This is a genomic window from Mesorhizobium sp., from assembly GCF_004963255.1.
GTDB lineage: Bacteria > Pseudomonadota > Alphaproteobacteria > Rhizobiales > Rhizobiaceae > Mesorhizobium.
Window position 1 is genome coordinate 33,201 of sequence record NZ_SUGA01000005.1, and the last position, 24,776, is coordinate 57,976.

The following is a 24,776-nucleotide window of genomic DNA, read 5'->3' on the forward strand; positions in this document are numbered from 1 at the left end:
TCTTGCCGAGCTGCCTCCTGCGACCCGGCCTGCTTGCCTTTAGGCCTCAGCCGGCCTGTTTCAGTGCCGCCTTTTCGGCGCGTAGTTCCTCGATCGAGCGCACGTTGCGGCGCGCGGCACCCGCCCATTCGCGGGTCTTGACGTGTGCTTTCGAAAGCCGCTCCTTCGCCGCCGGAACGGCGTGCGCATATTGCGGCAGCCACGCGGCTTCAGCGACCACCATCTCGTCCACCATCTGCCAGACCTCTTCCGGCGTCGACACCGCACCCACGAGCGGATCGTGCAGCACGGCGAGCTTCAAGAGATCGATGTCCCCGGCGATCGCCGCATGCACCGACATGCGCTGCACGTTGATCGAGGCCATGCAGGTTGCCGCACAGGCTTCCGGCAGCGTGATCCCGGCCGCCATGTTGATGCCGAAACGGTCGACAAAGCCGGGCGACTCGATGATCGCGTCCTGCGGCAGGTTGGCGATCACGCCATTATTCCGGACGTTGAAGTGACCGCGATAGACGCGGTTGGTCTCCAGCGCTTCGAGGATGTGGCTGGCATGCTCGTTGGAGCGCTTTGACGGATCGATCGGCTTCGACGCGGCTTCGAGGAACTGCGGATATTCCGTCTCGAACCAGTTGCGGGTTTCGGTCGAGTAGCGCAGATAGCCGCCGGTCTCGCCATGGATCCAGTCCGACATGTCGATCCAGCGCGTGATCTCGTCGGGGCGCTTGCGGTACCAGGGGAGGTATTCGGAGAGATGCCCGTTGCTCTCGGTCGAATAGACGCCGAAGCGCTTCAGCACGTCGATCCTGAGCTTCTCCTGCTTCGAATAGACCGGATGCGCCTCGAAGGCGGCGACCAGTTCGTCCTTGCCGATCGGCCGGCCGTTCAGCTTGAGCTCGATGAACCAGGTCTGGTGGTTGATGCCGGAACAGACATAGTCGAGCTCCCGAGGCGATTTCGCGCCGAGCACTTCGGCGATCTGTTCGGCGCCGTGCTGCACGCCGTGACAGAGCCCGACCGTGTCGACCTTGCCATATTCGATCGCCGCCCAGGTGTTCATCGCCATCGGGTTGGCATAGTTGAGGAATTTCGCGCCGGTCGCGGCGACCTCGCGAATGTCTTTGCAGAAGTCGAGGATCACTGGAATGTTGCGCTGGCCGTAGAGGATGCCGCCGGCGCAGATCGTGTCGCCGACGCACTGGTCGATGCCATATTTCAGCGGGATGCGGATGTCGTCGGCATAGGCCTCCAGTCCACCGACGCGCACGCAGCTGATGATGTAGCGCGCGCCCTCCAACGCCTCGCGGCGATTCGTCGTCGCCGTCACTTTGGTCGGCAATTTGTTGGCTTCCACGATCCGGTCGAGGATCGCCTTGATCATCCCGAGATTGTGCTCGCTGATGTCAGTCAGCGCGAATTCGATGTCCTGGAATTCAGGCACGCACAGAATGTCGGTGAACAGCTTCTTGGTGAAGCCGACGCTGCCGGCGCCGATAATAGCGATTTTGAAGCTCATCACCTTCACCTCGATCCAATCGAATGCTAGGCAAGGAGCAGCAAGGGAGGACAGGGTCGCGCGCCGTTGCGCACGCACCGCTCAAAGCCGGAAACCCGGCTTTTTCTCCTCCCGCCCGCTCCTCGACCGCGGGTCATTCCCGTTCTTGAGGGTCGGATTATGCCCTTATTGGCGGGCACCGCCAGAGAAGGATTATGCTTTCGAGGGTAATTTTGTGCTGCGGGACCTGATCGCCAATGGAAAGCTGATGCGGACGATCTCGCTGCCGCGCGGCCGCCAGCGGCTGCATGCCATGCCGACAAGCACCGGCTATGAGGTGCGCGAGGACGAAACCTATGACTGGGACGGCAGAAAGCGTGGCCAGACCCCGTTCACGGTGCTCCAGCACACGATCAGCGGCACCGGGCAGTTGCGCTACGAGAACCGCAACTACCGTCTGCAGGCCAACGACACGCTGCTGGTTCTGGTGCCGCACAATCATCGCTACTGGCTGGGCCAGGGCGACCGCTGGGAATACTTCTGGATCTCCATGAACGGTGAGGAGGCGCTGCGCATCCACAAGTCGATTCTCAGCGTCTCCGGCCCGGTGTTCCGGCTGCAGCCGGCGACGATCGATCACCTTGCGGATTGCAGCCTGCGCCTCATCAAGGGAGCGGGTTCGCCTGGTGCGGCTTCCGCAATCGCCTATGAAGCGGCGATGGCGCTTTACGACGATGTCTTCGGCTCGCATGCCTTCGCCGAGAAGCAAAGCGCCATGCAGCCGGTCATCGACCACATCAACGCCAATCTCGACAAGCCGCTGCCGGTGGCGGAGCTGGTCGGGATCAGCGGCCTCAGCCGCGCCCATTTCTCACGCTGCTTCGCCGAGAGCGAAGGATTGCCGCCTGCCGAGTTCGTGCTGCAGCAACGCCTGCAGCGGGCGGCCAAGCTGCTCACCAAGGCCGATTTCCTGCCGGTCAAGGAGGTGGCTGTGCTCTGCGGCTTCGAGGATGCGAATTATTTCTCGAAGGTCTTTCGCCGTTTCTACGGCATCACGCCGACGCAGTTCCGCACCACCGGCATGTATGCCAGCCTCGGCAGCCATCGCTGATGCTTGGGAATCAGTGCCGCCTTTGGTCGAGAGCCGTCGACGCGGTCTTCACCGGATCGGCGGCGGCGAAGGCCGCGTCGATCTGCTCGGGCGTGCGCTGCCCGGTCCGCTTCCAGGCGACATATTGCACGATGCCGAAGATCGGGCGCTGCGGCACCGTCTTCACCACCGGCATGCGGAAGCCGTCGCGGAATTTCTCCCAGCGCGCGCCGAGCACCGCGACCATTTCCTCGACCGTTGGCGGCGTCGCCACATCGGCATAGGTGATGGTGACCTTGCCGGCGAGGGCTTTTTGGCGCGAGAAAGGCACCGGGATCGAGGCGAGATAATCGGCCGGCACGTCGAGCAGACCGCCGAAGGCCCATTGCTCGCGCAGCTGGTCAGCGCTCATCGGCGCGACGCTGACGTCGATGTCGTTGGGCGTGCCCGGCACCCGGTAGGGGCAGCGGAAGCGGCCGCAATTGGCCTGCGCCGAGAATTGCCACAGCGCATAGCCCTGCCAGTTGCCCATCGGGAAATGCACGTCGATGTCGGGCTTGTAGCGCGCATACCAGAGCGGCAGCCGTGACAGGAGCCGATACTGGTAACGGTTGTCGGCGATATACTGCGCCGTCTTGCCGTTGACATAGAGCACCGGGAAGCGGCCGAGGCGGCGATGCACTTGGCGCACGAATTCCTCGGCGTCGTCCAGCGACATCCATTGCGTCGGATCGATGCCTTCGATGTCGAGAGCCATCAGCTCATCCGGCGCCGGCTCGGCGAAGTCGATGAAATTATTGGCCTGCTCGACCGGGTTGCCGGGCCGCGCAAGGTGATAGGCGCCCCATTTCAACCCGAGCGCCTTGGCCACGACCTTGCGCGTCTGGAATAGCTCGCGCGTCACCGCATAGCGCTTCCACTGCGCCTTGCAGAGTTTGACATCCGGTTCGGCGCCGAAGCAGAAGTAGGGCGGAGGCAGCCCGTCTGACGCCTTGTTGATGAAGCCGGCGATGCGCTTGTCGGTGACGAGCTGCTGCCAGTTGATCGAATTGTATTCGTAAGCGTCGATCACCAGCGGGCGGTCGGCATTCTTCCACGGCTCGGAGAAATCCGAGGCCTGTGCCGCCGTACCCAGCGCAACCGCCGCAGCGAGAAACGCCAGGCGGCGAAGAGGGCGCGCCGGCTTTTTCAATCAGGGTGTCCCCACTGACCAGGGAACGATCCTGAACCGCTATGGTTAAGGAATTGCTTTCAGAACATCGGCTTGCTTCCGTCCGGTCCAAAACATCAAAAAAGTATCGGTCGGGTGGACAAGCCGTGGTGGCAGGGGCTTCAATTGCCGCCTAAGCTTTCAATAACGGCGGCCAGTGGGAAGACGCGGGCACGCCTGACGAAGCGCAGCAACCGGTCACAAGACCGGACCCGCGCGGGAGGAAAATGAACATGAATCCGGACCTGGAAGTCGTCCAGATCAGACAGGGAGAGTCGTTCAAGGCCTGGGCCCACGGCTATCCTTTCCGCACCGTACGCTGGCACTTCCATCCCGAATACGAACTGCATCTGGTGGTCGCCACCACCGGCCGTTATTTCGTCGGCGACTTCATCGGTGAGTTCGAGCCGGGCAATCTGGTGCTTACCGGACCCAATCTGCCGCACAACTGGGTCAGCGACGTGCCGCCGGGCGAGACCGTGCCGCTGCGCGGCCGCGTCGTGCAGTTCTCGGAAGAATTCATCGCCAGCGCTTCCGCCGCCTTGCCCGAGCTTGCCGCCTGCGCCGGCATCCTCGAGACCAGCCGCCGCGGCGCGCTGTTCTCGCCGGCGACGGCCGAGCTTGCGGCGCCCCTGCTGGCGGAGCTGACCGAGGCGCAGGGCGTGCGCCGCCTGTCGCTGTTTATGGCCGTGCTCGATATCTTGAACCGCGCCGGCGATGTCCGCACGCTGGCCAGCGCCGGCTATCTGCCCGACCCCTCCGGCTTCATGTCAGCAGGCATCAACCAGGCGCTCGCCTACATCAATTGCCACCTGACCGAGCCGTTCAGCGAAGGGACGCTGGCCGAGATCGCCGGGCGCAGCCCGAGCGCCTTCTCGCGCAGCTTCCGCCGCCACACCGGCATGGCGCTGGTGCAATATGTCAACCGGCTGCGCATCAACCTTGCCTGCCAGCTGTTGATGAGCGAGGCGCAGATGTCGATCACCGAGATCTGCTACGCCGCCGGCTACAACAACATCTCGAATTTCAACCGCCAGTTCCTGGCGCAGAAAGGCATGTCGCCTTCGCGCTTCCGGGCCTTGCTGGCTGAGAACATCAACGCGGAGATTGCCGCCTAACAGGGAGGAACCGGGAGGAGCTCAAGGCGATTCCGAGAGGAATTGCATCAAGACCAAAGAGACATTCAGGGAAGGAAGAACGCGGGGTGCAGGGCACCCGGTGCTGGAGGCCGTTTGTCCCGAAATCCAGCATTTCAGGAGGATGTTTGCGCGGCTTTACCGGGATCGGATCGATCCTCAGCCGACTGATCATACTCCTTTCAACAGTTCGACATGCAGTCAAGGCCTGCCGCGCCGTTCACCGCGCAGGTGCTCGTGAAACCATTTCTCGAAAGGGAGACATTCGAATGACCAGACATGCTTGGAAATCGCCGTTTGCCTTGAAATCGACGATCGCGGCCGTTTTCGCCGTCTCGCTGCTCGGCAGCACGGCAGCGTTTGCCGACACCGTCACCGATGCAACGGTAGCCTTCCTGATGCCCGACCAGGCATCGACCCGCTACGAGCAGCACGACTATCCGGGCTTCGTCGCCGAGATGAAGAAGCTCTGCCCGGGCTGCAAGGTGATCTACCAGAACGCCGATGCCGATGCGGCGCGCCAACAGCAGCAGTTCAATTCGGTGATCTCGCAGGGCGCCAAGGCGATCGTGCTCGATCCGGTCGATTCCACCGCCGCCGCCTCGCTGGTGAAGCTGGCGCAGAGCCAGGGCGTCAAGGTGATCGCCTATGACAGGCCCATCCCGACGGCGCCCGCCGATTTCTACGTCTCCTTCAACAATGAAGGCATCGGCAAGGCGATCGCTGATTCGCTGGTCGAGCACCTCAAGGCGCTTAAGGTCGATCCGGCCGGCGGCGGCCTGCTGCAGATCAACGGCTCGCCGACGGACGCCGCCGCGGGTCTGATCAAGAAGGGCATCCATGAGGGCCTCGACAACAGCGGCTATCCGATTCTGGCCGAGTTCGACACGCCGGAATGGGCGCCGCCGAAGGCCCAGCAGTGGGCGAGCGGCCAGATCACCCGCTTCGGCGGCAAGATTCTCGGCGTCGTCGCCGCCAACGACGGCACCGGCGGCGGTGCAATCGCGGCCTTCAAGGCGGCCGGCGTCGATCCGGTTCCGCCCGTGACCGGCAACGACGCGACGATCGCCGCCTTGCAGCTGATCATCGCCGGCGACCAATACAACACCATCTCCAAGCCGAGCGAGATCGTCGCGGCGGCCGCGGCCAACGTCGCCGTCAAGCTGCTGTCGGGCGAGACGCCGAAGGCCGAGATGACGCTCTACGACACACCCTCGCAGCTCTTCACGCCGGCGGTGGTGACACAGGAGAACCTCAAGGCCGAGATCATCGACAAGAAGATCAACACGGCAGCCGAGCTCTGCGTCGACCGCTATGCCGAAGGCTGCAAGAAGCTCGGGATCACCAACTGATCAAATGGCATCCGGCCGCCGCTCGGCGGCCGGATGCCAGGCAACGACTGTCAAGAAAGGCGGCGCATGATCGAGAGTCCTGAAGGGTCGGCCTCCGTCGGCGAGCTGGTGCTCAGCCTGCGCGGCATATCGAAGAATTTCGGCGCCGTCTCGGCGCTGACCGATATCGATTTCGACGTCCATGCCGGCGAGGTCGTAGCCTTGGTCGGCGACAACGGCGCCGGAAAGTCGACGCTGGTCAAGATTCTCGCGGGCGTACATCAGCCGAGCTCGGGAACGATAAATTTCCGCGGCCGGCCGGTCACGCTGCCCGACCCGCGCGCGGCGCTGACGCTCGGCATCGCCACGGTGTTCCAGGACCTCGCGCTTTGCGAGAACCTCAATGTCGTCGCCAACATTTTCCTCGGCAACGAGCTCAGCCCGTTGCGGCTGGACGAGGTGGCGATGGAGATGCGCGCCTGGACGCTGCTCAACGAATTATCGGCGCGCATTCCGAGCGTCCGCGAGGCGGTCGCCTCGCTGTCCGGTGGCCAGCGCCAGACGGTGGCGATTGCGCGCTCGCTGCTGCTCGAGCCGAAACTCATCCTGCTCGACGAGCCGACCGCCGCGCTCGGAGTCGCCCAGACGGCGGAAGTGCTCAACCTCATTGACCGCGTCCGCGCGCGCGGTCTCGGCGTCGTCATGATCAGCCACAACATGGAGGATGTCCGCGCCGTCGCCGACCGCATCGTGGTGCTAAGGCTCGGGCGCAACAACGGCGTCTTCGAGCCGGATGCCTCCAACCAGGACCTGGTGAGCGCCATCACCGGCGCGTCGAACAACGCGGTGTCGCGACGCGTCGAGCGCCTGCGCATGGAACGCGACCACAGCGCACAGGCGGGGGAGCCGCGTCCATGACGGAGCAAGGCAATTCGACTCCCCTGGCGCTCGATCGCGCCGATGCGCGCGTGAAGCATGAGGCAGGCCTCAGTGGAGCGGTGCAAACCTTCCTCAATCGCGTGCGCAGCGGCGATCTCGGCTCGCTGCCGGTCATCGTCGGTCTCGTAGTGATCTGGACGGTCTTCACCAGCCTCAACCCGGTCTTCGTGTCGAGCAGCAATCTGGTCAACCTCCTGTTTGACTGCTCGACGGTCGGCGTTATCGCGCTCGGCATCGTCTGCGTGCTGGTGGTCGGCGAGATCGACCTTTCCGTCGGCTCCATCAGCGGCTTCGCCTCGGCCCTGGTCGGCACGCTCTGGGTCAACCAGGGGTGGCCGGTCGCACTGGCGATCCTCGCCGCGCTCGCCTTCGGTGCCCTGATAGGCTCGCTCTATGCGCTGCTGTTCAACCGGCTCGGCATGCCGAGCTTTGTCTCGACGCTGGCCGGCCTGCTCGCGGTGCTGGGCATGCAGCTCTATATCCTCGGCTCCACTGGTTCGATCAACCTGCCCTATGGCTCCGCTTTGGTGGATTTCGGCCAGCTGATGGTGATGCCGAAATGGGTGTCCTACACGCTCGCGGTTATCCCAGGGCTGGCGATGCTGATCACAGGGATTCGCAGCGTTGCACGCCGCCGCGCGGCCAATCTGTCGACGCCGTCCGTGGCCGGGCTCGTCCTGCGCGTCGCCACTATTACCATCGGCCTCGAGCTGATCGTCGCCTACCTCAACCAGTCGCGAGGCATCCCGTGGATGTTCGGCCTCTTCGTTGGCCTCGTCGTGGCTATGAACTATGCGCTGACCCGGACCAAATGGGGGCGCTCGATGACCGCCGTCGGCGGCAACCGCGAGGCGGCACGGCGCGCCGGCATCAAGGTGCGCGCCATCTATCTCAGTGCCTTTGCGCTCTGCTCGCTCTTTGCCGCGTTGGGAGGTGTGCTTGCGGCCGCCAGGCTCGCTTCGGCCAGCCAGCAGGCCGGCACCGGCGACGTCAACCTGAACGCCATCGCGGCCGCGGTCATCGGCGGCACCAGCCTGTTCGGCGGCCGCGGCAGCGCCTATTCCGCGCTGCTCGGCATCATCGTCATCCAGTCCATCGCCAGCGGGCTGACGCTGCTCGATCTGTCCTCGTCGCTCCGCTACATGATCACCGGTGCCGTTCTGGCCATCGCCGTGATCGTCGACTCCCTCGCGCGCCGCTCCCGTGCCTCGCACGGCCGCGCCTGATCCGTTCAAACGAGAAGGGTACACATGGCTCAAGAACTTTCGGGAAAAGTCGCCGCCGTCACCGGCGCGGCATCGGGCATCGGCCTCGAATGCGCCAGGGCAATGCTTGCCGCCGGCGCCCGCGTGGTCCTGGTGGACCGCGCCGAGGACAGGCTGAAGGAAGTCGTCGCCGAGCTCGGCGACGGCGCGATCCCGCTGGTGATCGACCTCACCACCCCCGCCAGCGTGGCGACCATGCTGCCCGGCATCCTCGACAAGGCCGGCCAGCTCGACATCTTCCACGCCAATGCCGGCGCTTATGTCGGCGGCGAGATCCTCAACGGCGACCCGGATGCCTGGGACCGCATGCTGAACCTCAACATCAATTCGGTGTTCCGTTCGGTGCACGCGGTGCTGCCGCACATGGTCGAACGTAAGACCGGCGACATCATCGTTACCAGCTCCATCGCCGGCCTCGTTCCCGTCGTCTGGGAGCCGGTCTATACGGCCTCGAAGCACGCCATCCAGGCCTTCGTCCATACGCTGCGCCGTCAGGTCGCCAAGCACGGCCTGCGCGTCGGCGCTGTGGCGCCCGGCCCGGTGGTGACGGCGCTGATCAGCGATTGGCCGAAGCAGAAGCTCGAGGACGAGCTGGCGGCCGGCGGGCTGATGCAGCCCACCGAGGTCGCGGAGGCAGTCCTGTTCATGCTGACGCGGCCGAGAAACGTCACCATTCGGGATCTGGTGATCCTGCCGCAGAGCAATGATTTGTGAGGAAGGAAGGCAGTAAGGCAGTAAGGCAGTAAGGGAAGCAGCGTCGCCCTTGCGACCGACCGCTCACGACTGACGATCTCCCTACTGCCCTACTGCCCTACTGCCCTACTGTCCTACTGCCCCACTTCTGAGGTTCTCCCATGCCTTCCCACTTCCTTGGCATCGATGTCGGCACCGGAAGTGCGCGCGCCGGCGTCTTTGACGAGCGCGGCGAGCTGCTCGCTTCCGCCAAGCGCGACATCGCGCTCTTCGTCGAGCCTGGCGAGATCGCCGAACAGTCCAGCCGCGACATCTGGCAGGCGGTCTGCGCCAGCGTGCGCGAGGCGGTCGAGAAGGCTGGCGTCGATCCCAGAGACATCGGTGGCATAGGCTTCGACGCGACCTGTTCCCTGGTGGTGGTCGATGATAATGGCCAGCCTTTGCCTGTGGGCCGCTCTGGAGACAGCGACAGAAACATAATTGTCTGGATGGATCATCGCGCGCTCGACCAGACCAGGCGCATCAACGCCCTCCGCCATCCTGTCCTTGACTATGTCGGGGGCGTCATTTCCCCGGAAATGGAGACCCCGAAGCTTTTGTGGCTGAAGGAGAACCTGCCGGAGACCTTTGCCAAGGCGCGCCATTTCTTCGACCTTGCCGATTACCTGACCTGGCGCGCCACCGGCAGTCTTGCGCGCTCGGTCTGCACGCTTGCTTGCAAATGGACCTATCTCGGCCATGAGCGGCGCTGGGACGACAGCTACTTCTATTCCGTCGGACTCGGCGATCTTGCGGATGAAGGATTTGCCCGCATCGGGACCGAAGTGGTCGATCCCGGCACGGCGATGGGCGCCGGCCTGACGGAAGCGGCCGCGACCGAACTGGGGCTGGTCGCGGGCACGATCGTCGCCGCCGGGCTGATCGACGCCCATGCCGGCGGCGTCGGCACGGTGGGCGCCGCGGGCGATGCCGGCACCGTGGCTTCGCGCATGGCCTATGTCGTCGGCACCTCGGCCTGCACCATGGCAAGCAGCGAAGCGCCGGCCTTCGTTCCAGGAGTGTGGGGACCCTATTATTCCGCCATGGTACCTGGCTTATGGCTGAGCGAGGGCGGCCAGTCGGCTGCCGGTGCGGCCATCGATCTCCTGGTGCGTTTCCACCCGGCGGAAGCCGAGGCTTCCGCGCGCGCCGCAGCCGAAGGCAAATCGTTGGTCGATTGGCTCGCCTCTGCCGCTACGGCGAGTTCGCCCGATTTATCCGCCGCCGCCAGGCTCGCGGGAAGCATCCATGTCGTGCCCGAATTCCTCGGCAATCGTTCGCCCTTGGCGGATCCCGATGCCCGCGGCCTGATCGCCGGGCTAAGCACCGACCGTTCCGTCGAAAGTCTCGTCGGCCTCTACGTGGCCGGCCTTTGCGGCCTCGGCTATGGCGTGCGTCAGATCGTGGCGGCAATGGCGTCGTCCGGTCTTGCCGTCGACACCATCGTTATCAGCGGCGGCGCCGGGCAGTCGCCGCTGGTGCGGCAACTGCTTGCCGACTCCGCCGGCCTGCCGGTCGCCGCGTCGCAATCAGCCGAGCCGGTGCTGCTGGGCGCCGCCATGCTCGGTGCGGTCGCGGCCGGACGTTACCCCGACCTTTCCAGCGCCATGCCTGCCATGTCCCGGCTCGGCGACGTTTTTACACCTGCGTTGGACGACATGCGCGCTTGGCACGACAAGCGTTACGAAGCCTTCCTGGCACTGCAGGCAGTAGGCCGCAGCATACGCTGAGGGATCGATCAGCGTCTGAACAGTGACGGCACCTCGAATGGATCGTGCGCCGGCTCCTGCGGCAGCGTGCCTTCGGCCTTGCGCTTCTTGTGATGCGCGATCGAGCATTGCGCCGAGCACAATATGCCCCGATCGGTCCAGTACGCGGGACCTTCTTCCAGCATGCCATGATGGTAGCTGAAGCCCGGCGCCCGGTAGGGCAGCCCGCATTCGATGCAGCGATAGGCGTCGGGTCCGGCAAGCATGGGTGTTCCTGTCTCTTGTCGGCCAAATGCCGGCTGTCTGCAAATCTAATGCCGGCCGCAAAGAATGCAAAATCCGCGTGACAAAGTTTGACGTTTACGTAAAAAGAAGGTGCGAAATCGACGCATGGTTTCGCTTCAGCCATGTACTACGATTGGCTGGGATGGTGGAGGATGAGACATGTATCGCGCGCCGGTCGAGGACATCGCCTTTACGCTCAAGCACGTGGCGGGGCTGAAGCCGGCGCTCGATGCCGGCACCTTCGGTGACCTCGGCGAGGATATTGTCGACGCGATCCTTGCCGAAGCCGGCCGCTTCGCCAGCGAGGAGGTGGCTCCGCTCTACAAGGTCGGCGACGAGCATGGCGCTGTGCTGAAGGATGCGGCCGTCACCACGCCGCCCGGCTGGAAGGAGCTTTACCGGCGCTGGATCGAGGGCGGCTGGAACACGCTGTCGGGGCCGGAGGAATTCGGCGGCCAGGGCCTGCCGACGATGCTCGGCGTCGCCGCGCTCGAAATGTGGAACTCCGCCGCCATGGCCTTCGGCATCGGCCCGACGTTGACCATGGGCGCGGTCGAGGCGCTCGACAAACACGCCTCGGAGGAACTCAAGGCCAAATATCTCGCAAAGCTCGTCTCCGGCGAGTGGATGGGCACGATGAACCTCACCGAGCCGCAGGCGGGCTCGGACCTCGCTGCCTTGCGCAGCCGCGCCGAGCCGGTCGGCGACGGCACCTATCGCATCTTCGGCCAGAAGATCTTCATCACTTATGGCGAGCACGATTTCACCGACAACATCGTGCATCTGGTGCTGGCGCGGTTGCCCGACGCCCCGGCCGGCACGCGCGGCATCTCGTTGTTCCTGGTGCCCAAGTTCTTCGTCAATGACGACGGCTCGCTCGGCGGCCGCAACGATGTCTTTTGTTCCGGCCTCGAGCACAAGCTCGGCATCCATGCTTCGCCGACCTGCACCATGATCTATGGCGACGGCTTCCAGGGCGCCAAGCCCGGCGCCATCGGCTGGCTGATCGGCGAGGAGAACAAGGGGCTCGCCTGCATGTTCACGATGATGAACAACGCCCGTCTTGCCGTCGGCATGCAGGGCGTGGCCGTGGCCGAAACCGCGACGCAGAAGGCGATCGCCTATGCCAATGAGCGCCGTCAGGGCAAGGCTTCCGCCTATTCGGGTTCCGGCATGGCGCCGATCGTCCATCACCCGGATGTGCAGCGCAATCTCCTCACCATGCGGGCGCTGACCCAGATCGCCCGCTCGATCAGCTATTCCTGCGCGCATGCCATCGACCGCGCGCGCGTCGGCGAGGGCGAGGCAGGAGCGAAATGGCATGACCGCGCCAGCCTGCTGACGCCGCTCGCCAAAGCCTTTTCCACCGATGTCGGCGTCGAGGTCGCCTCGCTCGGTGTCCAGGTGCATGGCGGCATGGGCTTCATCGAGGAGACGGGTGCCGCGGCGCTTTATCGCGACGCCCGCATCGCGCCGATCTATGAAGGCACCAACGGCATCCAGGCGATCGACCTTGTGGTGCGCAAACTGCCGCTCGGCGGCGGCGAGCATGTCCACTCTTACATCGGCGAGTTGAAAGCGGTCGCCGAGGCCGTGCGCACCTCGAACATCGAAGGTTTCGGCCGCACCGCCGACAATCTCGACCGCGCGCTTGCCGATCTCGACGCGGCGACGCGCTTCCTGCAAAAACTGCTTGCCGACGGCAAGGCCGATGCCGCGATGGCTGGCGCCACGCCCTATCTGCGCCTCATCTCGCTCGCCGCCGGCGGCGCCTATCTGGCGCAAGGCGGCCTCGCCGACCGCGACCGCATCCCGCTTTGCCGCTTCTTTGCCGAGAATCTGCTCGGCGAGACGCGCGCCCTAAAGGAGCGGGTCATCGACGGCGCCGAAAGCCTCGCCGTCGCCGGCAAGGCGTTGATCTCCGCTTGATCCCTGATCGTCAAAGGAACCGATTGTGACAGACCATATCCTCATCGAGCGCCGGGGCGCCGTGCAGATCATCCGGATGAACAGGCCGGACAAGAAGAACGCGCTGACGCGCGCCATGTACGCCAAAATGTCGGCCGCCCTTGCCGAGGGTGATGCCGATCCGGCCGTCCGCGTGCATGTCTTCCTCGGCGTTCCGGGCGCCTTTTCCGCCGGCAACGACCTCGCCGATTTCCTGGTCATCGCCACCGGCGGCGAGGGCGGCAATGAGGTGTGGGATTTCCTGATGGCGCTGGCCAACGCCGAAAAGCCGATGGTGTCGGGCGTCGACGGCATGGCCGTCGGCATCGGCACCACGCTCAATCTGCATTGCGACCTGACCTTCGCCACGCCGCGCACGCTGTTCCGCACACCTTTCGTCGATCTCGGCCTGGTGCCGGAGGCCGGCTCCAGCCTGATCGCGCCGCAACTGCTGGGGCGGCAGGGCGCCTTCGCGCTGCTCGGCCTCGGCGAGGGCTTTTCGGCCGAGCGCGCCAAGGCCGCCGGCCTGATCCACGACGTCGTCGCCGAAGAGGCGTTGGAAGGCACGGTGCTGGCCGCCGCCGAGGGCATCGCCGCCAAGCCGCCGCAGGCGCTGAAGATCGCGCGCGACCTGATGCGCGAGCCGCGCGAAGCGCTCGTCGCGCGCATCAAGGTCGAAGCCGAGCATTTTCGCGAGCGCCTGACCTCTGACGAAGCGCGCGCCGCGCTCACCGCTTTCATGACTCGCAAGAAGAGCTGAACGCGTCGCCCGCCCTCAGGGGTAAAGCCTGGTCTTGTCCCAGCCGCCGGCGGCGTTGCGTGAAAACACGACACGGTCATGCAGCCGGAACGGTCTGTCGTGCCAGAACTCGATCGTCTGCGGCACAATGCGGAAGCCCGACCAGTGTTTTGGCCGCGGGATCTCGCCGATGGCGTAGCGCGCCGTGTATTCGGCCACTGCCTTCTCCAGCGCGAAGCGGCTCTCCAGCGGCCGCGACTGTTTCGAGGCCCAGGCGCCGATGCGGCTGCCGCGCGGGCGCGTGGCATAATAGGCGTCGGCCTCGGCGTCGTTGACGATCTCCACCGGCCCGCGCACCCGCACCTGGCGGCGCAGCGATTTCCAGTGGAAGCACATCGCCGCCTTCATGCTGCCAAGAATTTCGCGGCCCTTGGCGCTCTCGAAATTCGTGTAGAAGACAAACCCCTTTTCATCGAACCCCTTGAGCAGCACCATCCGCACATCCGGCATGCCGTCGGCGTCGACGGTTGCCAGCGCCACGCCATTGGGATCGTTGGGCTCGCTCTTCGTGGCGTCCTCCAGCCATGCGGCAAAGAGCCGGAACGGCTCCGCCGCTTCGGTGAAGTCACTGCTTGTTAACTCGGTTTCGTTCATAGTTTTCCAAATTTTTAACATTGCGGGAGGAGTTCGCCGATTGTCGCGTATCGCGCAAGCTTTTGACAGCGGGCAATGGAGCGTTATCGCTTCGGCCAGTGCCAAGGCTGCGCTGCTGACCTTGGCGCTTCCCCTTGCCGCCTGCGGCGCCGGCGGCTTCAGCCTGCAAAAGGCCGAGGTCGACCGCTCGATCATCACCGCCAGCGCGCCGTCCTCGCCTGCCGCCCCGGCTGCCTCCGACCAGGATTCCGACCAGACCACCATCGGCAACGCCGTCTCTTCAGCCGACATCAAGGAGCTTGGCGGCCAGACGGTGCCTTGGGCCAATGCCGGCACCGGCTCGCGCGGCGCGATCACCGAGCTGGTCGAGCTGAAGGATGGCGGCCTGACCTGCCGCCGCTTCAGCGCCACGCGCGAGAGCTTCGATGGCGTCGCCCTCTACAAGGGCGAGCTGTGCCTCGCCGAAGCCGGCGGCTGGCGCATGCAGGAATTCAAACCGCTCTGATTTTGGGCCCCTGATTTTCGGGCGCTAATTCCCCTTGCGCCACTGGAATTTCTTCCTATGCGAGCGCATATAGGGGGCGACCACAATTCCATTCTCTCTAGCAGGCAGGAAGTATGCGCGACCCCTATGAGGTGCTGGGCGTTGCCAAGAACGCATCGGCCAAGGACATAAAATCGGCCTACCGCAAGCTCGCCAAGAAGCATCATCCGGACCAGAATCCGAATGATCCCAAGGCGAAGGACCGTTTTGCCGCCGTCAACCAGGCTTACGAGGTCGTCGGCGACGAGAAGACGCGCGGCGCCTACGATCGCGGCGAGATCGACGCCGAGGGAAAGCCGAAATTCCAGGGCTTTGAAGGCGCGGCCGGCGGCGACCCGTTCGCCGGCTTCCGCCGTCAGCAGGGCCCCGGCGGCGCGCATTTCGAATTCCGCACCGGGCGTCCGGGCGGCGATCCGTTCGACGGCAACAGCGACATCTTCAGCCAGATCTTCGGCGATGCCTTCTCCGGCGCCCGCGGCGCTGGCCGGGGCGATCGCCGCCAGCCGGTGCAGGCTGCCGACCTCAACGTCACCATGGACATCAGCGTTGAGGAGGCGGCCACCGCCGACAAAGTGACGGCAATGTTCCCCGACGGCCGCAAGGTGGCGGTCAAGCTGCCCGCCTATGTCGAGGACGGCCAGACGATCCGCCTGAAGGGCCAGGGCGAGCAGGGGCCTGGACAGCCGGGCGACGCGCTGGTCAAGATCCATATCCGCCGCCACCCACGCTACCGCATCGAGGGGCGCGACCTGCATGTGGATCTGCCTGTCGATCTGGCCGACGCCGTGCTCGGCGCCAAGGTGGCGGTCGAGACGCCGACCGGCAAGCTCGCGGTCAACGTTCCGGCATGGTCGAGCTCGGACAAGGTGTTGCGGCTGAAAGGCCGGGGCTTGCCGGAAAAGGCCGGCGGCCACGGCGATCTCTATGCCCATGTGCGGCTGATGCTGCCGGAGGGCGGCGATGCCGAGCTTGAGGCCCTGATGCGCCGCCAAAAAGGCTGATCGAGGGAATTTTGTTCCCGTTACAGTGTCTTTTGAGCGCTTGAAGGGGCTCTGTGCCTGTGCGATAGGGCTCTCCACAAAGCAGATATTCTTGCGGAGAGCTTGCACATGGCAGGTGGACAGGGCCTGATGGCCGGTAAGCGGGGCCTGATCCTGGGCGTCGCCAACAATCGGTCGATCGCTTTCGGGATCGCCAAGGCTTGTGTCGATCACGGCGCCGAAATCGCCCTGACCTATCAGGGCGAAGCCTTCAAGAAGCGCGTCGAGCCGCTGGCGGCCGAGCTCAACGCGCATGTCGCCGGCCATTGCGACGTCACCGACCCGGAAAGCCTTGACGCGGTCTTCGGCGACATCGCCAAGCACTGGGGCAAGCTCGACTTCCTCGTCCATGCCATCGCCTTCTCCGATAAGGACGAACTGACTGGCCGTTATGTCGAGACGACGCGCGACAACTTCCTGCGCACCATGGACATTTCGGTCTATTCCTTCACCACCATCGCCAAGCGCGCCGAGCCGCTGATGACCGATGGCGGCTCCCTTTTGACGCTGACCTATTACGGCGCCGAGAAGGTGATGCCGCATTACAACGTCATGGGTGTCGCCAAGGCGGCGCTGGAAGCGAGCGTGCGCTATCTCGCCGTCGACCTCGGCGCCAAGAAGATCCGCGTCAACGCGATCTCGGCCGGGCCGATCAAGACGCTCGCCGCCTCAGGCATCGGCGATTTCCGCTACATCCTGAAGTGGAACGAATACAATTCACCGCTGAAGCAGACGGTCACCCAGGAAGAGGTCGGCGATTCCGGCGTCTATTTCCTGTCCGACCTGTCGCGCGGCGTGACCGGCGAGGTCCATCACGTCGATTCCGGCTATCATGTCGTCGGCATGAAGGCGGTCGACGCGCCGGATATCTCGACCGTCAAGGACTGATCTTTCCGCCTATCCTTCGTCCAAGCAATTCCAGGAAAAGTGCGAAGCGGTTTTCCGTCCGGAATTGCTTGCAAAATCAAATAGCGCCCGACCTTGGAAGACCTGATGTACCCGCTCGTCTACATCGCGCGCCACGGCCAGACCGAGTGGAATACCCAGCGTCGGCTGCAGGGTCAGGCCGACACCGACATCAATGAGCTTGGACGCCAGCAGGCGACTGCCAACGGACGGCGGCTGGCCGCGATGATCGGCAAAGGTGAGGATTTCGACTTTGTCGCAAGTCCGATGCGGCGCACATGCGAAACCATGGAACTGATGCGCGCGGCAATGGGGCTCGACCCGCTCGCCTACCGGACGGAGCCGCGTCTGGTGGAATTGAGTTTCGGCGAATGGCAGGGTTTTACGTTTCGGGAACTCGAGGCCCGGAATCCTGGATCCACGCATGGCCGCCGCGCCGCCAAATGGGATTTCCAGCCGCCCGGCGATGGCGCGGAAAGCTACGAGATGCTGCTCGAACGGGTGAAGCCTTGGTTCGACGCGCTTGACCGGCAGACGGTGTGTGTCACCCATGGCGGCGTCATGCGCTGCCTTTTCCGCTTCGTCACCGGCCTTTCCAAGCAGGAAGCCGCCAGTCTCGATGTCCCGCAGGACCGCCTGCTCCGGCTGGAAGGCCGCAGTTTGGAGTGGTTGTAACAAATTGCGGCGTGGCAAATTCAGGTCAGGCCGAGTCGAAAATGGTGGGTTCCGAGAACCGGAGCGGAGCGTACTTTTCGTACGTGAGCACCGGAAGCGCAGGAAGCCGCCATTTGCAGGCCGGCCTCACCTGAATTAATTCTGGTCGCTGTCGGGCAACTGCATATCGGTGACGACATTCTCGCCATTGCTCACGTCATAGGCGATGACGATGTCCATGCCCGGCTTCAGCGAGTCGATATCGGTTTCGGCGTTGAGCTTGTAGGCCTTGCCGTCGTCCAGCGTCAGCGTCAGCGTGTCCTTGTCGACCTTCTTGATCAGGCCTTCGGTCTGGCCGGCGAACGCGGCGGCGGTGGAAATCATGAGCATGGCGCAGGTGGCGCCAATCAGGGTACGCATCGTCGTCCTCTTTAGGTCATTGCGCCGGCTGGTCAGCGGCGGGTCCTCAACGGCGGATGGGAAGAGAGCAGAAACCAACCGAATGTGTCAAAACTAAATCCGCCAGATCACAGTTTGATGCAGCCGTTTGACCACTGTGGAAAACGCCAATAGAAGGCACACCACAGCGCCGCGCGTCCTCCTGGGCGCGCAAAGGACGCTGTGGCACTTAAGACTTCCGGTTTCCTCACCGGGCAGGGCGTTTTCCATGTCTCACAACACATTCGGCCACCTTTTCCGCGTCACCACCTGGGGTGAAAGCCATGGCGCGGCGCTCGGCTGCGTTGTCGACGGCTGCCCGCCCGGCATCCGCTTCAAGCGAGAGGACATCCAGGCCGAGCTCGACCGCCGCCGCCCCGGGCAGTCGCGCTTCGTCACCCAGCGCCGCGAGCCGGACGAGGTCAAGATCCTGTCCGGCTTCATCCTCGACGAGGACGGCGAGACGATGATCACCACCGGCACGCCTGTCTCGATGCTGATCGAGAATGTCGACCAGCGCTCCAAGGATTATGGTGAGATCGCCCGCCAGTACCGTCCGGGCCATGCCGACTATACCTACGACGTCAAATACGGCCTGCGCGATCATCGCGGCGGCGGCCGTTCGTCTGCACGCGAGACGGCGGCGCGGGTCGCGGCAGGCGCCCTGGCGCGCAGGGTTGTGCCCGGCATGACGGTGCGCGGCGCGCTCGTTTCGATGGGCGAAAAGTCGATCGACCGCGCCAACTGGAACTGGAATTTCGTCGGCGACGCCGAAAACCCGTTCTTCACCCCGGATCCGGCCTCGGTTCCGGTCTTCACCGCCTACCTCGACGGCATCCGCAAGGCCGGCTCCTCGGTCGGCGCGGTGATCGAGATCGTCGCCGACGGCGTGCCGCCCGGCCTTGGCGCGCCGATCTACGCCAAGCTCGACCAGGACATCGCGTCCGGCCTGATGTCGATCAACGCCGTCAAGGGCGTCGAGATCGGCAACGGCTTCGAGGCGGCCCGCATCACCGGCGAGCAGAACGCCGACGAGATGCGCATGGGCAATGACGGCAAGCCGGTGTTTTTATCCAACAACGCAGGCGGCATACTGGGCGGCATCTCGACCGGACAGCCGATCGTCGCCCGCTTCGCCGTCAAGCCGACTTCGTCGATCCTGACGCCGCGCAAATCCATCGACAAGGACGGCAAGGATGTCGAGGTGATGACCAAGGGCCGCCACGACCCATGCGTCGGCATTCGCGCCGTGCCGATCGGCGAGGCCATGGTTGCCTGCGCGATCGCCGATCATTATCTGCGGCACAGAGGACAAACGGGAAGGGAGTAGGGCAGTAGGTTATTGCCGCCGCCCGCAGCCCGCCAAACTTTTTCCTTTTCCCTACTCCCTTACTGCCCTATTCCCCTACTCCCTTGCGAGCGAAGCGAGCACCTATGCCTTACGACCAGAAGAAGATCGTCGAAGCGATCCGCGCCTTCGAGCGCGGCGAGATCGTTGTCGTCATGGACGATGACGGGCGCGAGAACGAGGGCGACCTGATCGTCGCCGCCGTGCATTGCACGCCGGAGAAGATGGCCTTCATCGTGCGCAACACCTCCGGCATCGTCTGCACGCCGATGCTGCGCGAGGACGCGAGGCGCCTGAATCTCGCGCCGATGGTGGCGGACAATGATTCCGCTCACACCACCGCCTTCACCGTCAGCGTCGATTTCAAGCATGGCACGACGACAGGCATTTCCGCCGACGACCGCACGCTCACCGTGCGCAATCTCGCCAACGGCAATGTCGGCCCATCGGATTTCGTGCGCCCCGGCCACATCTTCCCGCTGATCGCCCGCGAAGGCGGCGTGCTGATGCGTTCCGGCCATACGGAGGCCGCGGTCGACCTCTGCAAGCTTGCCGGCCTGCCGCCGGTCGGCGTCATCTCCGAGCTGGTCAATGACGACGGCACGGTCAAGCGCGGGCCGCAAGTGCAGGCCTTCGCCGAGGAACATGGCCTGAAGCAGGTTTCGGTCGCCGATCTCATCGCCTACCGCCAGCGCAAGGAAACACTGGTCCAGCGCGTCGCCTGTTCCGACATCGAAACGCCCGGCGGCAAGGCGCAGGCCTTCACCTACACGCTGCCATGGGATTCCATGCACCATCTGGCGGTCGTCTTCGGTGACATCCGCGACGGCGAGGAGGTGCCGGTGCGCCTGCATCCGGAGGACGTCGTGACCGACGTGTTCGGCACCAGCCACCGGCTGGACGGCATCATGAAGGCGATGGGCGAGCGCAGGCGCGGTGTCATCGTCTATCTGCGCGAAGGCTCGGTCGGCGTCGCGCATCAGGAGCGCAAGCGGCCGCTAAGCGGCGACCGCGAGGACCACGAGGAAGCCCGCCGGCGCGAGAACGAATGGCGCGAGATCGGCCTCGGCGCCCAGATCCTCAAGGATCTCGGCATCTCCTCGATCAACCTGATCGCCTCGCGCGAGCGCCACTATGTCGGCCTCGAGGGGTTTGGCATCCATATTGCGAAGACCGAGATTCTGTAGGCGTCGAAGTGCTGACGCTTTGACGCGGTGCTGCGTGTAGGACGCATGCGTTGGCGATTGGCCGAAGCCTCCGCGACTTCGTCATCCACGGGCGAAGCAAGGAGCGAAGCGACGCGCGCAGACCCGGGGATCCATTCCGTGACTTCGACGCGCTGCAGCCGTCCAGAATTCTGCTCCGTTGCATTCCACGATCAACGTAACGGAATGGATCCTCGGGTCTTCGCTCCGCTGCGCGTCGCTCCGCCCGTGGATGACGACGTCGTAGTTCTCGGCCAACTGCCAACGTCTGCGCTCATGATAGCCGAATAATCATCACTCCGCAGGCGCCACCGCTTCGCCTCTGTCCACATCGCAATCGTCCGTCGCCAGCCGGCACTGGCCAGCAAGCACGGTGACCAGTGCGATCGCGCCAGCAGCCACAGAGACCCAGAACCCGTTCTGCGGGCCGAAAGTGTCGACCATCCAGCCCGCGGCGAAGGAACCCAGCGCCATGCCGATGCCGATGCCGGTCGTCACCCAGGTGACGCCTTCCGTCAGCATGGCCGGTGGCACGTGGCGCTCGATCAGGCCGAAGGCGGTGATGAAGGTCGGCGAGATCGCGACGCCGCTGACGAACACCGCCAGCGCCAGCGTCGGCACCGTGTGGGCGAAGAGCAGCGGCAAGGTGGTGAGCGCGATCACGGTGACCGCGAGCGCCAGCTGCCGCTGCAGCGGCGCCTTCAGGCTGAGCGCGCCGACGATGATCCCAACCACGAAGGATCCCAGCGCATAGACGCCGATGACAAGGCTCGCCGCCTCAGGCTGGCCGAGCGCCTTAGTGATGGCGACGGTGGTGACTTCCGTTGTGGCGAAGGTCGCGCCGACGAAAATGAGGGCGAAAGTGATTATCTGCACCGGTCGCAGGCGGATCGCCGAGCCGGTCGCCCCACGCTCCGCCGGCCGCACTGGCGGCTCCGTCGAGCGCTGCAGCAGGAATGCCGCTGAGCCCAGCGCAAGCAGCAGTGTGCTGACGACCATGCCGGCCTCGGGAAACAGCGCCGCGCTCAACCCCACCGACAGCGAGGCGCCGGCGACATAGACAAGTTCGTCCGCGGCTGACTCGAAAGCAAACGCCGTGTTGAGCTCCGGCCGATCGCGAAAGATCTCGGTCCAGCGCGCCCTGACCAGGGCGGGAATGCTGGGCATGGCGGCGGCGAGCAGGGCGGACAGGAACAAGGTCCAGGCCGGCCAGTGCTGGTTGGCGGCCACGATCAATGTCGCAAAGGCAAGCACCGAGAGGAGCGTCATGGGTGCCGCGATCGCCGTCTGGCCGCGCCGGTCCACCAGCCGCGACACATGCGGCGAAAGAAAAGCGTTGACCAGCGCATAGGTGGCCGAGACGGCGCCGGCCAGCCAATATTCGCCATGCGTCTGCGACAGCATAGCCACGATGCCGATCGGCGCCATGGCGATCGGCAAGCGCGCGACGAAGGCGGCTGCGGCGAAGCCTTTCGTGCCGGGAGCCCGAAAGATGTCCGCATAGGGGTTTCGCATGATCCTGCTCCTCGACAAGGTTGCATAGTAAAACTACATACGCTGCGTATGAATGTGAGATAGTTCATACGTCGCGTATGTCAATTGGCATACGAGGCGTATGTGAATAGGGCCAAGGCATGCACAGACCGCGCAAGGAGATGATCGCCGAGACGCGCGCCAAGCTGATCTCGGCGGCACGCCACGCCTTCGGCACGATCGGCTATGCCGAGGCCTCGATGGACGATTTCACCGCCTCGGCCGGCCTCACGCGCGGCGCGCTCTACCATCATTTCGGCGACAAGAAGGGGCTGCTGCAGGCGGTGATCGCCGAGATCGACGGCGAGATGGCTGTGCGGGTGAACGAGGCGGCGTCCAAGGCGCCGACCCGCTGGCAGCATTTCGTCGACGAATGCACCACCTATATCGAGATGGCGCTGGAGCCGGAAATCCAGCGCATTATGTTCCGTGACGGCCCGGCCGTGCTCGGCGACCCGGCGCAGTGGCCGAACGCCAATGCCTGCATCGCGTCGATGACCGAACATCTGAGCGCGCTGCAGGACGAGGGTGTGGTCGTTGCCGATCTCGATCCGGAAACGGTTGCGCGGCTGATCAACGGCGCCAGCAGCCAGGCCGCGCAGCGCATCGCCAATTCGAAGGATCCCGAAGCCACCTCGAAAAAGGCGATCGCGGCCTTCAAGCAGCTGCTCGAAGGCTTGCGCAAGAAGGCGTGACCGCACGCTTGGGTAACCAATTGACCGCGTTGTGCACCGGTTTCGGCCCGGTGCAACCTGGCCGCGGTTGACAATAACCGGGGCGAGCGCATCCTCCTGCGCCATCGCTTAGGGCGTGGAGAGTCGGGGCCATGTGGGACTTCAGCATTGGCCGGTCGGTGTCCATCATGATGCGGACATGGCCGTTTATCGTCTTTCGCATGATCGTCTATTTCGGCATCACCGTCGCCTACATCATGGCGACCGGCACGGGCGCCAGCGTCGGCTACGGCGTCGGTCACATCTCGACCGATCCGGATGGCCCGATGTCCTTCGCTCTCTGGGGCGGCGTCGTCGGCTTCGGAATCGTGTCGATCGCAGTCTACTGGATCCGCGAATACATCCTTTATGTCCTGAAGGCCGGTCATATCGCCGTCATGGTGCATCTGATCGACGGCCATGACGTCCCCGACGGCCAAGGCCAGATCGCCTATGCCAAGGAAGTGGTCAGCCAGCGCTTTGCCGAGGCCAACATCCTTTTCGTCGTCGACCAACTGGTCAAGGGCGCCATCCGCGCCATCACCGGCCTGATCGGCGGCATTGCCGCCTTCCTTCCCATTCCCGGACTAAGCGGCCTAGTCAGCTTCATCAACACGGTGATCCGCCTGTCGCTGACCTATGTCGACGAGATCATCCTCGGCTACAACATCCGCATCAATTCGAACTCGCCCTTCGAGACGGCGCGGCAAGGCGTGGTGCTTTACGCCCAGAATGGCAAGCACATGGTCAAGAACGCCGTGTGGCTGGCGGTGATCATGTGGGGCGTGTCCTTCGTCATCTTCCTGCTGATGCTGGCGCCCGCGGCCGCGATCCTGTGGGTCATGCCGGGACAATTGGCCGGCTGGGCCTTCGTGCTGGCCATCGTCTTTGCCTGGGCCTTCAAGGCGGCCTTCATCGAGCCCTTCGCCATCGCCTCGCTGATGCAGGTCTATTTCGAAGCCATCGAAGGCCAAGTGCCCAATCCAGAATGGGACAACCGGCTCGCCGAGGCGTCGTCCAAATTCAGGGAGCTGCGCGACAAGGCGCTGGGCTCCTTCGGTGGCGGCTCGCGCTGGGATACGCCCCGGGCCGCTTGATCACGGCCTTGGCTGGCGACCTAACCTTTCAATCGCCGATTTGAGCGGCGCCTCGCCGGCGCCGCGAAACGTCTCGCTCATCACCAACTCGGGCAGCGGCAGGCGCTTGCCCCAGCCATGCGATTCGAGGTCGGGCCTCGGCGCAAATTCCGAGACGCGGCCGACGCAGAGATAGGCGATCGGCGTGACATGCTCCGGGATCGCGAGAAGCCGTTTCAGCGCCTCCGTCTCGATGATGCTCACCCAGCCGACGCCGACGCCTTCGGCGCGTGCCGCCAGCCAGAAATTCTGCACCGCGCAGACGGTGCTGTAGAGATCCATCTCAGGATTGTGCCAGCGCCCGAGTGGCGAGTCCTTCGAGCGCTGCCGATCGCAGGTAATGCAGAGGTTGAGAGCGCTTTCGCAGATGCCTTCGAGCTTCAGCTTGCGGTAGAGCGCCTGCCGCTCCGCTTCGATCGCCGGCAATTCCTGCTCGCGCGCGGCGAGGAACAGGTCGCGCACTCTCCTGCGCCGCTCGGCATCGCGGATGACGATGAAATTCCAAGGCTGCATGTAGCCGACCGACGGCGCATGGTGGGCGGCGGTGAGAAGTCGCGCCAGCACGCAATCGTCGAGATCGTCGGGGACAAAATGGCTGCGCACGTCACGCCTGGTGAACATCGCCCGGTAAACGGCGTCGCGCGCCAATTGGTCAAAGTCGTCGCCGCTCCCGGCGATCGCTGCTGCCGTCATCGCTTTTCCCCTTGCGACAAGCAGTCCTCCGCCTGAC

24 protein-coding genes are annotated in these 24,776 nt (G+C 64.5%); 17 read left to right on the plus strand and 7 right to left on the minus strand.

Annotation, left to right across the window (positions count from 1 at the left end):
- Positions 1 to 46: 46 nt before the first annotated feature.
- On the minus strand, positions 47 to 1,513 hold the full coding sequence (locus tag E5X34_RS08090; protein ID WP_292562896.1) for an alpha-glucosidase/alpha-galactosidase: 1,467 nt from the start codon (positions 1,511 to 1,513) through the stop codon (positions 47 to 49).
- A 247-nt stretch (positions 1,514 to 1,760) separates the two neighbouring features.
- Here E5X34_RS08090 and E5X34_RS08095 point away from each other — a divergent pair, with 247 nt between their 5' ends.
- The gene (locus E5X34_RS08095; RefSeq protein ID WP_366664876.1) at positions 1,761 to 2,603 is read left to right on the plus strand and encodes an AraC family transcriptional regulator; all 843 of its coding nucleotides are present in this window, start codon (positions 1,761 to 1,763) and stop codon (positions 2,601 to 2,603) included.
- A 10-nt stretch (positions 2,604 to 2,613) separates the two neighbouring features.
- Here the strand turns inward: E5X34_RS08095 and E5X34_RS08100 are convergent, their stop codons facing one another.
- Positions 2,614 to 3,774 (minus strand): glycoside hydrolase family 25 protein, encoded by a 1,161-nt coding sequence (locus tag E5X34_RS08100; RefSeq protein WP_292562899.1) that lies wholly within the window; start codon positions 3,772 to 3,774, stop codon positions 2,614 to 2,616.
- A 251-nt stretch (positions 3,775 to 4,025) separates the two neighbouring features.
- On the opposite strand from E5X34_RS08100, the gene E5X34_RS08105 reads away from it, so the two are divergent.
- The 6 genes from E5X34_RS08105 (at position 4,026) to E5X34_RS08130 (ending at position 10,925) form a co-directional block, all read left to right on the plus strand.
- On the plus strand, positions 4,026 to 4,910 hold the full coding sequence (locus tag E5X34_RS08105; RefSeq protein ID WP_042641694.1) for an AraC family transcriptional regulator: 885 nt from the start codon (positions 4,026 to 4,028) through the stop codon (positions 4,908 to 4,910).
- Between the two features lie 287 nt (positions 4,911 to 5,197).
- The gene (locus E5X34_RS08110) at positions 5,198 to 6,280 is read left to right on the plus strand and encodes a sugar ABC transporter substrate-binding protein (RefSeq protein ID WP_292562901.1); all 1,083 of its coding nucleotides are present in this window, start codon (positions 5,198 to 5,200) and stop codon (positions 6,278 to 6,280) included.
- A 66-nt stretch (positions 6,281 to 6,346) separates the two neighbouring features.
- Positions 6,347 to 7,177 carry an ATP-binding cassette domain-containing protein gene (locus E5X34_RS08115; RefSeq protein WP_292562902.1) on the plus strand — a complete coding sequence of 277 codons (831 nt, stop codon included), beginning with the start codon at positions 6,347 to 6,349 and terminating at the stop codon, positions 7,175 to 7,177.
- Entirely contained in the window at positions 7,174 to 8,424 is a 1,251-nt protein-coding gene (locus E5X34_RS08120; RefSeq protein ID WP_292562903.1) for a sugar ABC transporter permease, read from the plus strand. Before E5X34_RS08115 ends, E5X34_RS08120 begins: the two co-directional genes overlap by 4 nt.
- Positions 8,425 to 8,448: 24 nt before the next feature.
- On the plus strand, positions 8,449 to 9,177 hold the full coding sequence (locus tag E5X34_RS08125) for an SDR family oxidoreductase (protein ID WP_292562904.1): 729 nt from the start codon (positions 8,449 to 8,451) through the stop codon (positions 9,175 to 9,177).
- A 140-nt stretch (positions 9,178 to 9,317) separates the two neighbouring features.
- A complete protein-coding gene (locus tag E5X34_RS08130) occupies positions 9,318 to 10,925 on the plus strand; it encodes an FGGY-family carbohydrate kinase (RefSeq protein WP_292562906.1) in 1,608 nt (535 codons plus the stop codon).
- Between the two features lie 8 nt (positions 10,926 to 10,933).
- Here E5X34_RS08130 and E5X34_RS08135 read toward each other — a convergent pair whose 3' ends face one another.
- A complete protein-coding gene (locus tag E5X34_RS08135; RefSeq protein ID WP_292562908.1) occupies positions 10,934 to 11,170 on the minus strand; it encodes a hypothetical protein in 237 nt (78 codons plus the stop codon).
- Between the two features lie 178 nt (positions 11,171 to 11,348).
- Here E5X34_RS08135 and E5X34_RS08140 point away from each other — a divergent pair, with 178 nt between their 5' ends.
- Positions 11,349 to 13,118 (plus strand): acyl-CoA dehydrogenase family protein, encoded by a 1,770-nt coding sequence (locus tag E5X34_RS08140; protein WP_292562910.1) that lies wholly within the window; start codon positions 11,349 to 11,351, stop codon positions 13,116 to 13,118.
- A gap of 25 nt (positions 13,119 to 13,143) precedes the next feature.
- Positions 13,144 to 13,896, plus strand: coding sequence for a crotonase/enoyl-CoA hydratase family protein (locus E5X34_RS08145; protein WP_292562912.1), 753 nt, complete (start codon positions 13,144 to 13,146; stop codon positions 13,894 to 13,896).
- Positions 13,897 to 13,911: 15 nt separating this feature from the next.
- Here E5X34_RS08145 and pdxH read toward each other — a convergent pair whose 3' ends face one another.
- Positions 13,912 to 14,529 (minus strand): pyridoxamine 5'-phosphate oxidase, encoded by a 618-nt coding sequence (gene pdxH, locus E5X34_RS08150; protein ID WP_292562914.1) that lies wholly within the window; start codon positions 14,527 to 14,529, stop codon positions 13,912 to 13,914.
- A gap of 40 nt (positions 14,530 to 14,569) precedes the next feature.
- On the opposite strand from pdxH, the gene E5X34_RS08155 reads away from it, so the two are divergent.
- The 4 genes from E5X34_RS08155 to E5X34_RS08170 all read left to right on the plus strand — a co-directional run bounded on the left by E5X34_RS08155 (position 14,570) and on the right by E5X34_RS08170 (position 17,694).
- Positions 14,570 to 15,034 carry an RT0821/Lpp0805 family surface protein gene (locus E5X34_RS08155; RefSeq protein WP_292232045.1) on the plus strand — a complete coding sequence of 155 codons (465 nt, stop codon included), beginning with the start codon at positions 14,570 to 14,572 and terminating at the stop codon, positions 15,032 to 15,034.
- Positions 15,035 to 15,147: 113 nt separating this feature from the next.
- On the plus strand, positions 15,148 to 16,074 hold the full coding sequence (locus tag E5X34_RS08160; RefSeq protein ID WP_292562915.1) for a J domain-containing protein: 927 nt from the start codon (positions 15,148 to 15,150) through the stop codon (positions 16,072 to 16,074).
- Between the two features lie 108 nt (positions 16,075 to 16,182).
- On the plus strand, positions 16,183 to 17,001 hold the full coding sequence (fabI, locus tag E5X34_RS08165) for an enoyl-ACP reductase FabI (protein WP_292562916.1): 819 nt from the start codon (positions 16,183 to 16,185) through the stop codon (positions 16,999 to 17,001).
- Positions 17,002 to 17,106: 105 nt separating this feature from the next.
- Positions 17,107 to 17,694, plus strand: a complete 588-nt coding sequence (locus tag E5X34_RS08170; protein ID WP_292562917.1) for a histidine phosphatase family protein — start codon at positions 17,107 to 17,109, stop codon at positions 17,692 to 17,694.
- Between the two features lie 135 nt (positions 17,695 to 17,829).
- Here the strand turns inward: E5X34_RS08170 and E5X34_RS08175 are convergent, their stop codons facing one another.
- Entirely contained in the window at positions 17,830 to 18,093 is a 264-nt protein-coding gene (locus tag E5X34_RS08175; protein ID WP_292562919.1) for a DUF1344 domain-containing protein, read from the minus strand.
- A gap of 247 nt (positions 18,094 to 18,340) precedes the next feature.
- Between E5X34_RS08175 and aroC the strand changes: the two genes are divergently transcribed.
- The gene (gene aroC / locus E5X34_RS08180) at positions 18,341 to 19,441 is read left to right on the plus strand and encodes a chorismate synthase (RefSeq protein WP_292562920.1); all 1,101 of its coding nucleotides are present in this window, start codon (positions 18,341 to 18,343) and stop codon (positions 19,439 to 19,441) included.
- 104 nt (positions 19,442 to 19,545) lie between these two features.
- Positions 19,546 to 20,646, plus strand: coding sequence for a 3,4-dihydroxy-2-butanone-4-phosphate synthase (ribB, locus tag E5X34_RS08185; RefSeq protein WP_126078574.1), 1,101 nt, complete (start codon positions 19,546 to 19,548; stop codon positions 20,644 to 20,646).
- Positions 20,647 to 20,958: 312 nt separating this feature from the next.
- Here ribB and E5X34_RS08190 read toward each other — a convergent pair whose 3' ends face one another.
- Positions 20,959 to 22,179, minus strand: a complete 1,221-nt coding sequence (locus E5X34_RS08190; RefSeq protein ID WP_292562922.1) for an MFS transporter — start codon at positions 22,177 to 22,179, stop codon at positions 20,959 to 20,961.
- A 119-nt stretch (positions 22,180 to 22,298) separates the two neighbouring features.
- On the opposite strand from E5X34_RS08190, the gene E5X34_RS08195 reads away from it, so the two are divergent.
- Together E5X34_RS08195 and E5X34_RS08200 are read left to right on the plus strand one after the other, a co-directional pair.
- Positions 22,299 to 22,892 carry a TetR/AcrR family transcriptional regulator gene (locus E5X34_RS08195; protein ID WP_292562924.1) on the plus strand — a complete coding sequence of 198 codons (594 nt, stop codon included), beginning with the start codon at positions 22,299 to 22,301 and terminating at the stop codon, positions 22,890 to 22,892.
- A 131-nt stretch (positions 22,893 to 23,023) separates the two neighbouring features.
- Positions 23,024 to 24,007 carry a hypothetical protein gene (locus tag E5X34_RS08200; RefSeq protein ID WP_292562926.1) on the plus strand — a complete coding sequence of 328 codons (984 nt, stop codon included), beginning with the start codon at positions 23,024 to 23,026 and terminating at the stop codon, positions 24,005 to 24,007.
- Here E5X34_RS08200 and bluB read toward each other — a convergent pair whose 3' ends face one another.
- Positions 24,008 to 24,739, minus strand: coding sequence for a 5,6-dimethylbenzimidazole synthase (gene bluB / locus E5X34_RS08205; protein WP_292562929.1), 732 nt, complete (start codon positions 24,737 to 24,739; stop codon positions 24,008 to 24,010). It lies immediately after the preceding gene.
- Positions 24,740 to 24,776: the final 37 nt, after the last annotated feature.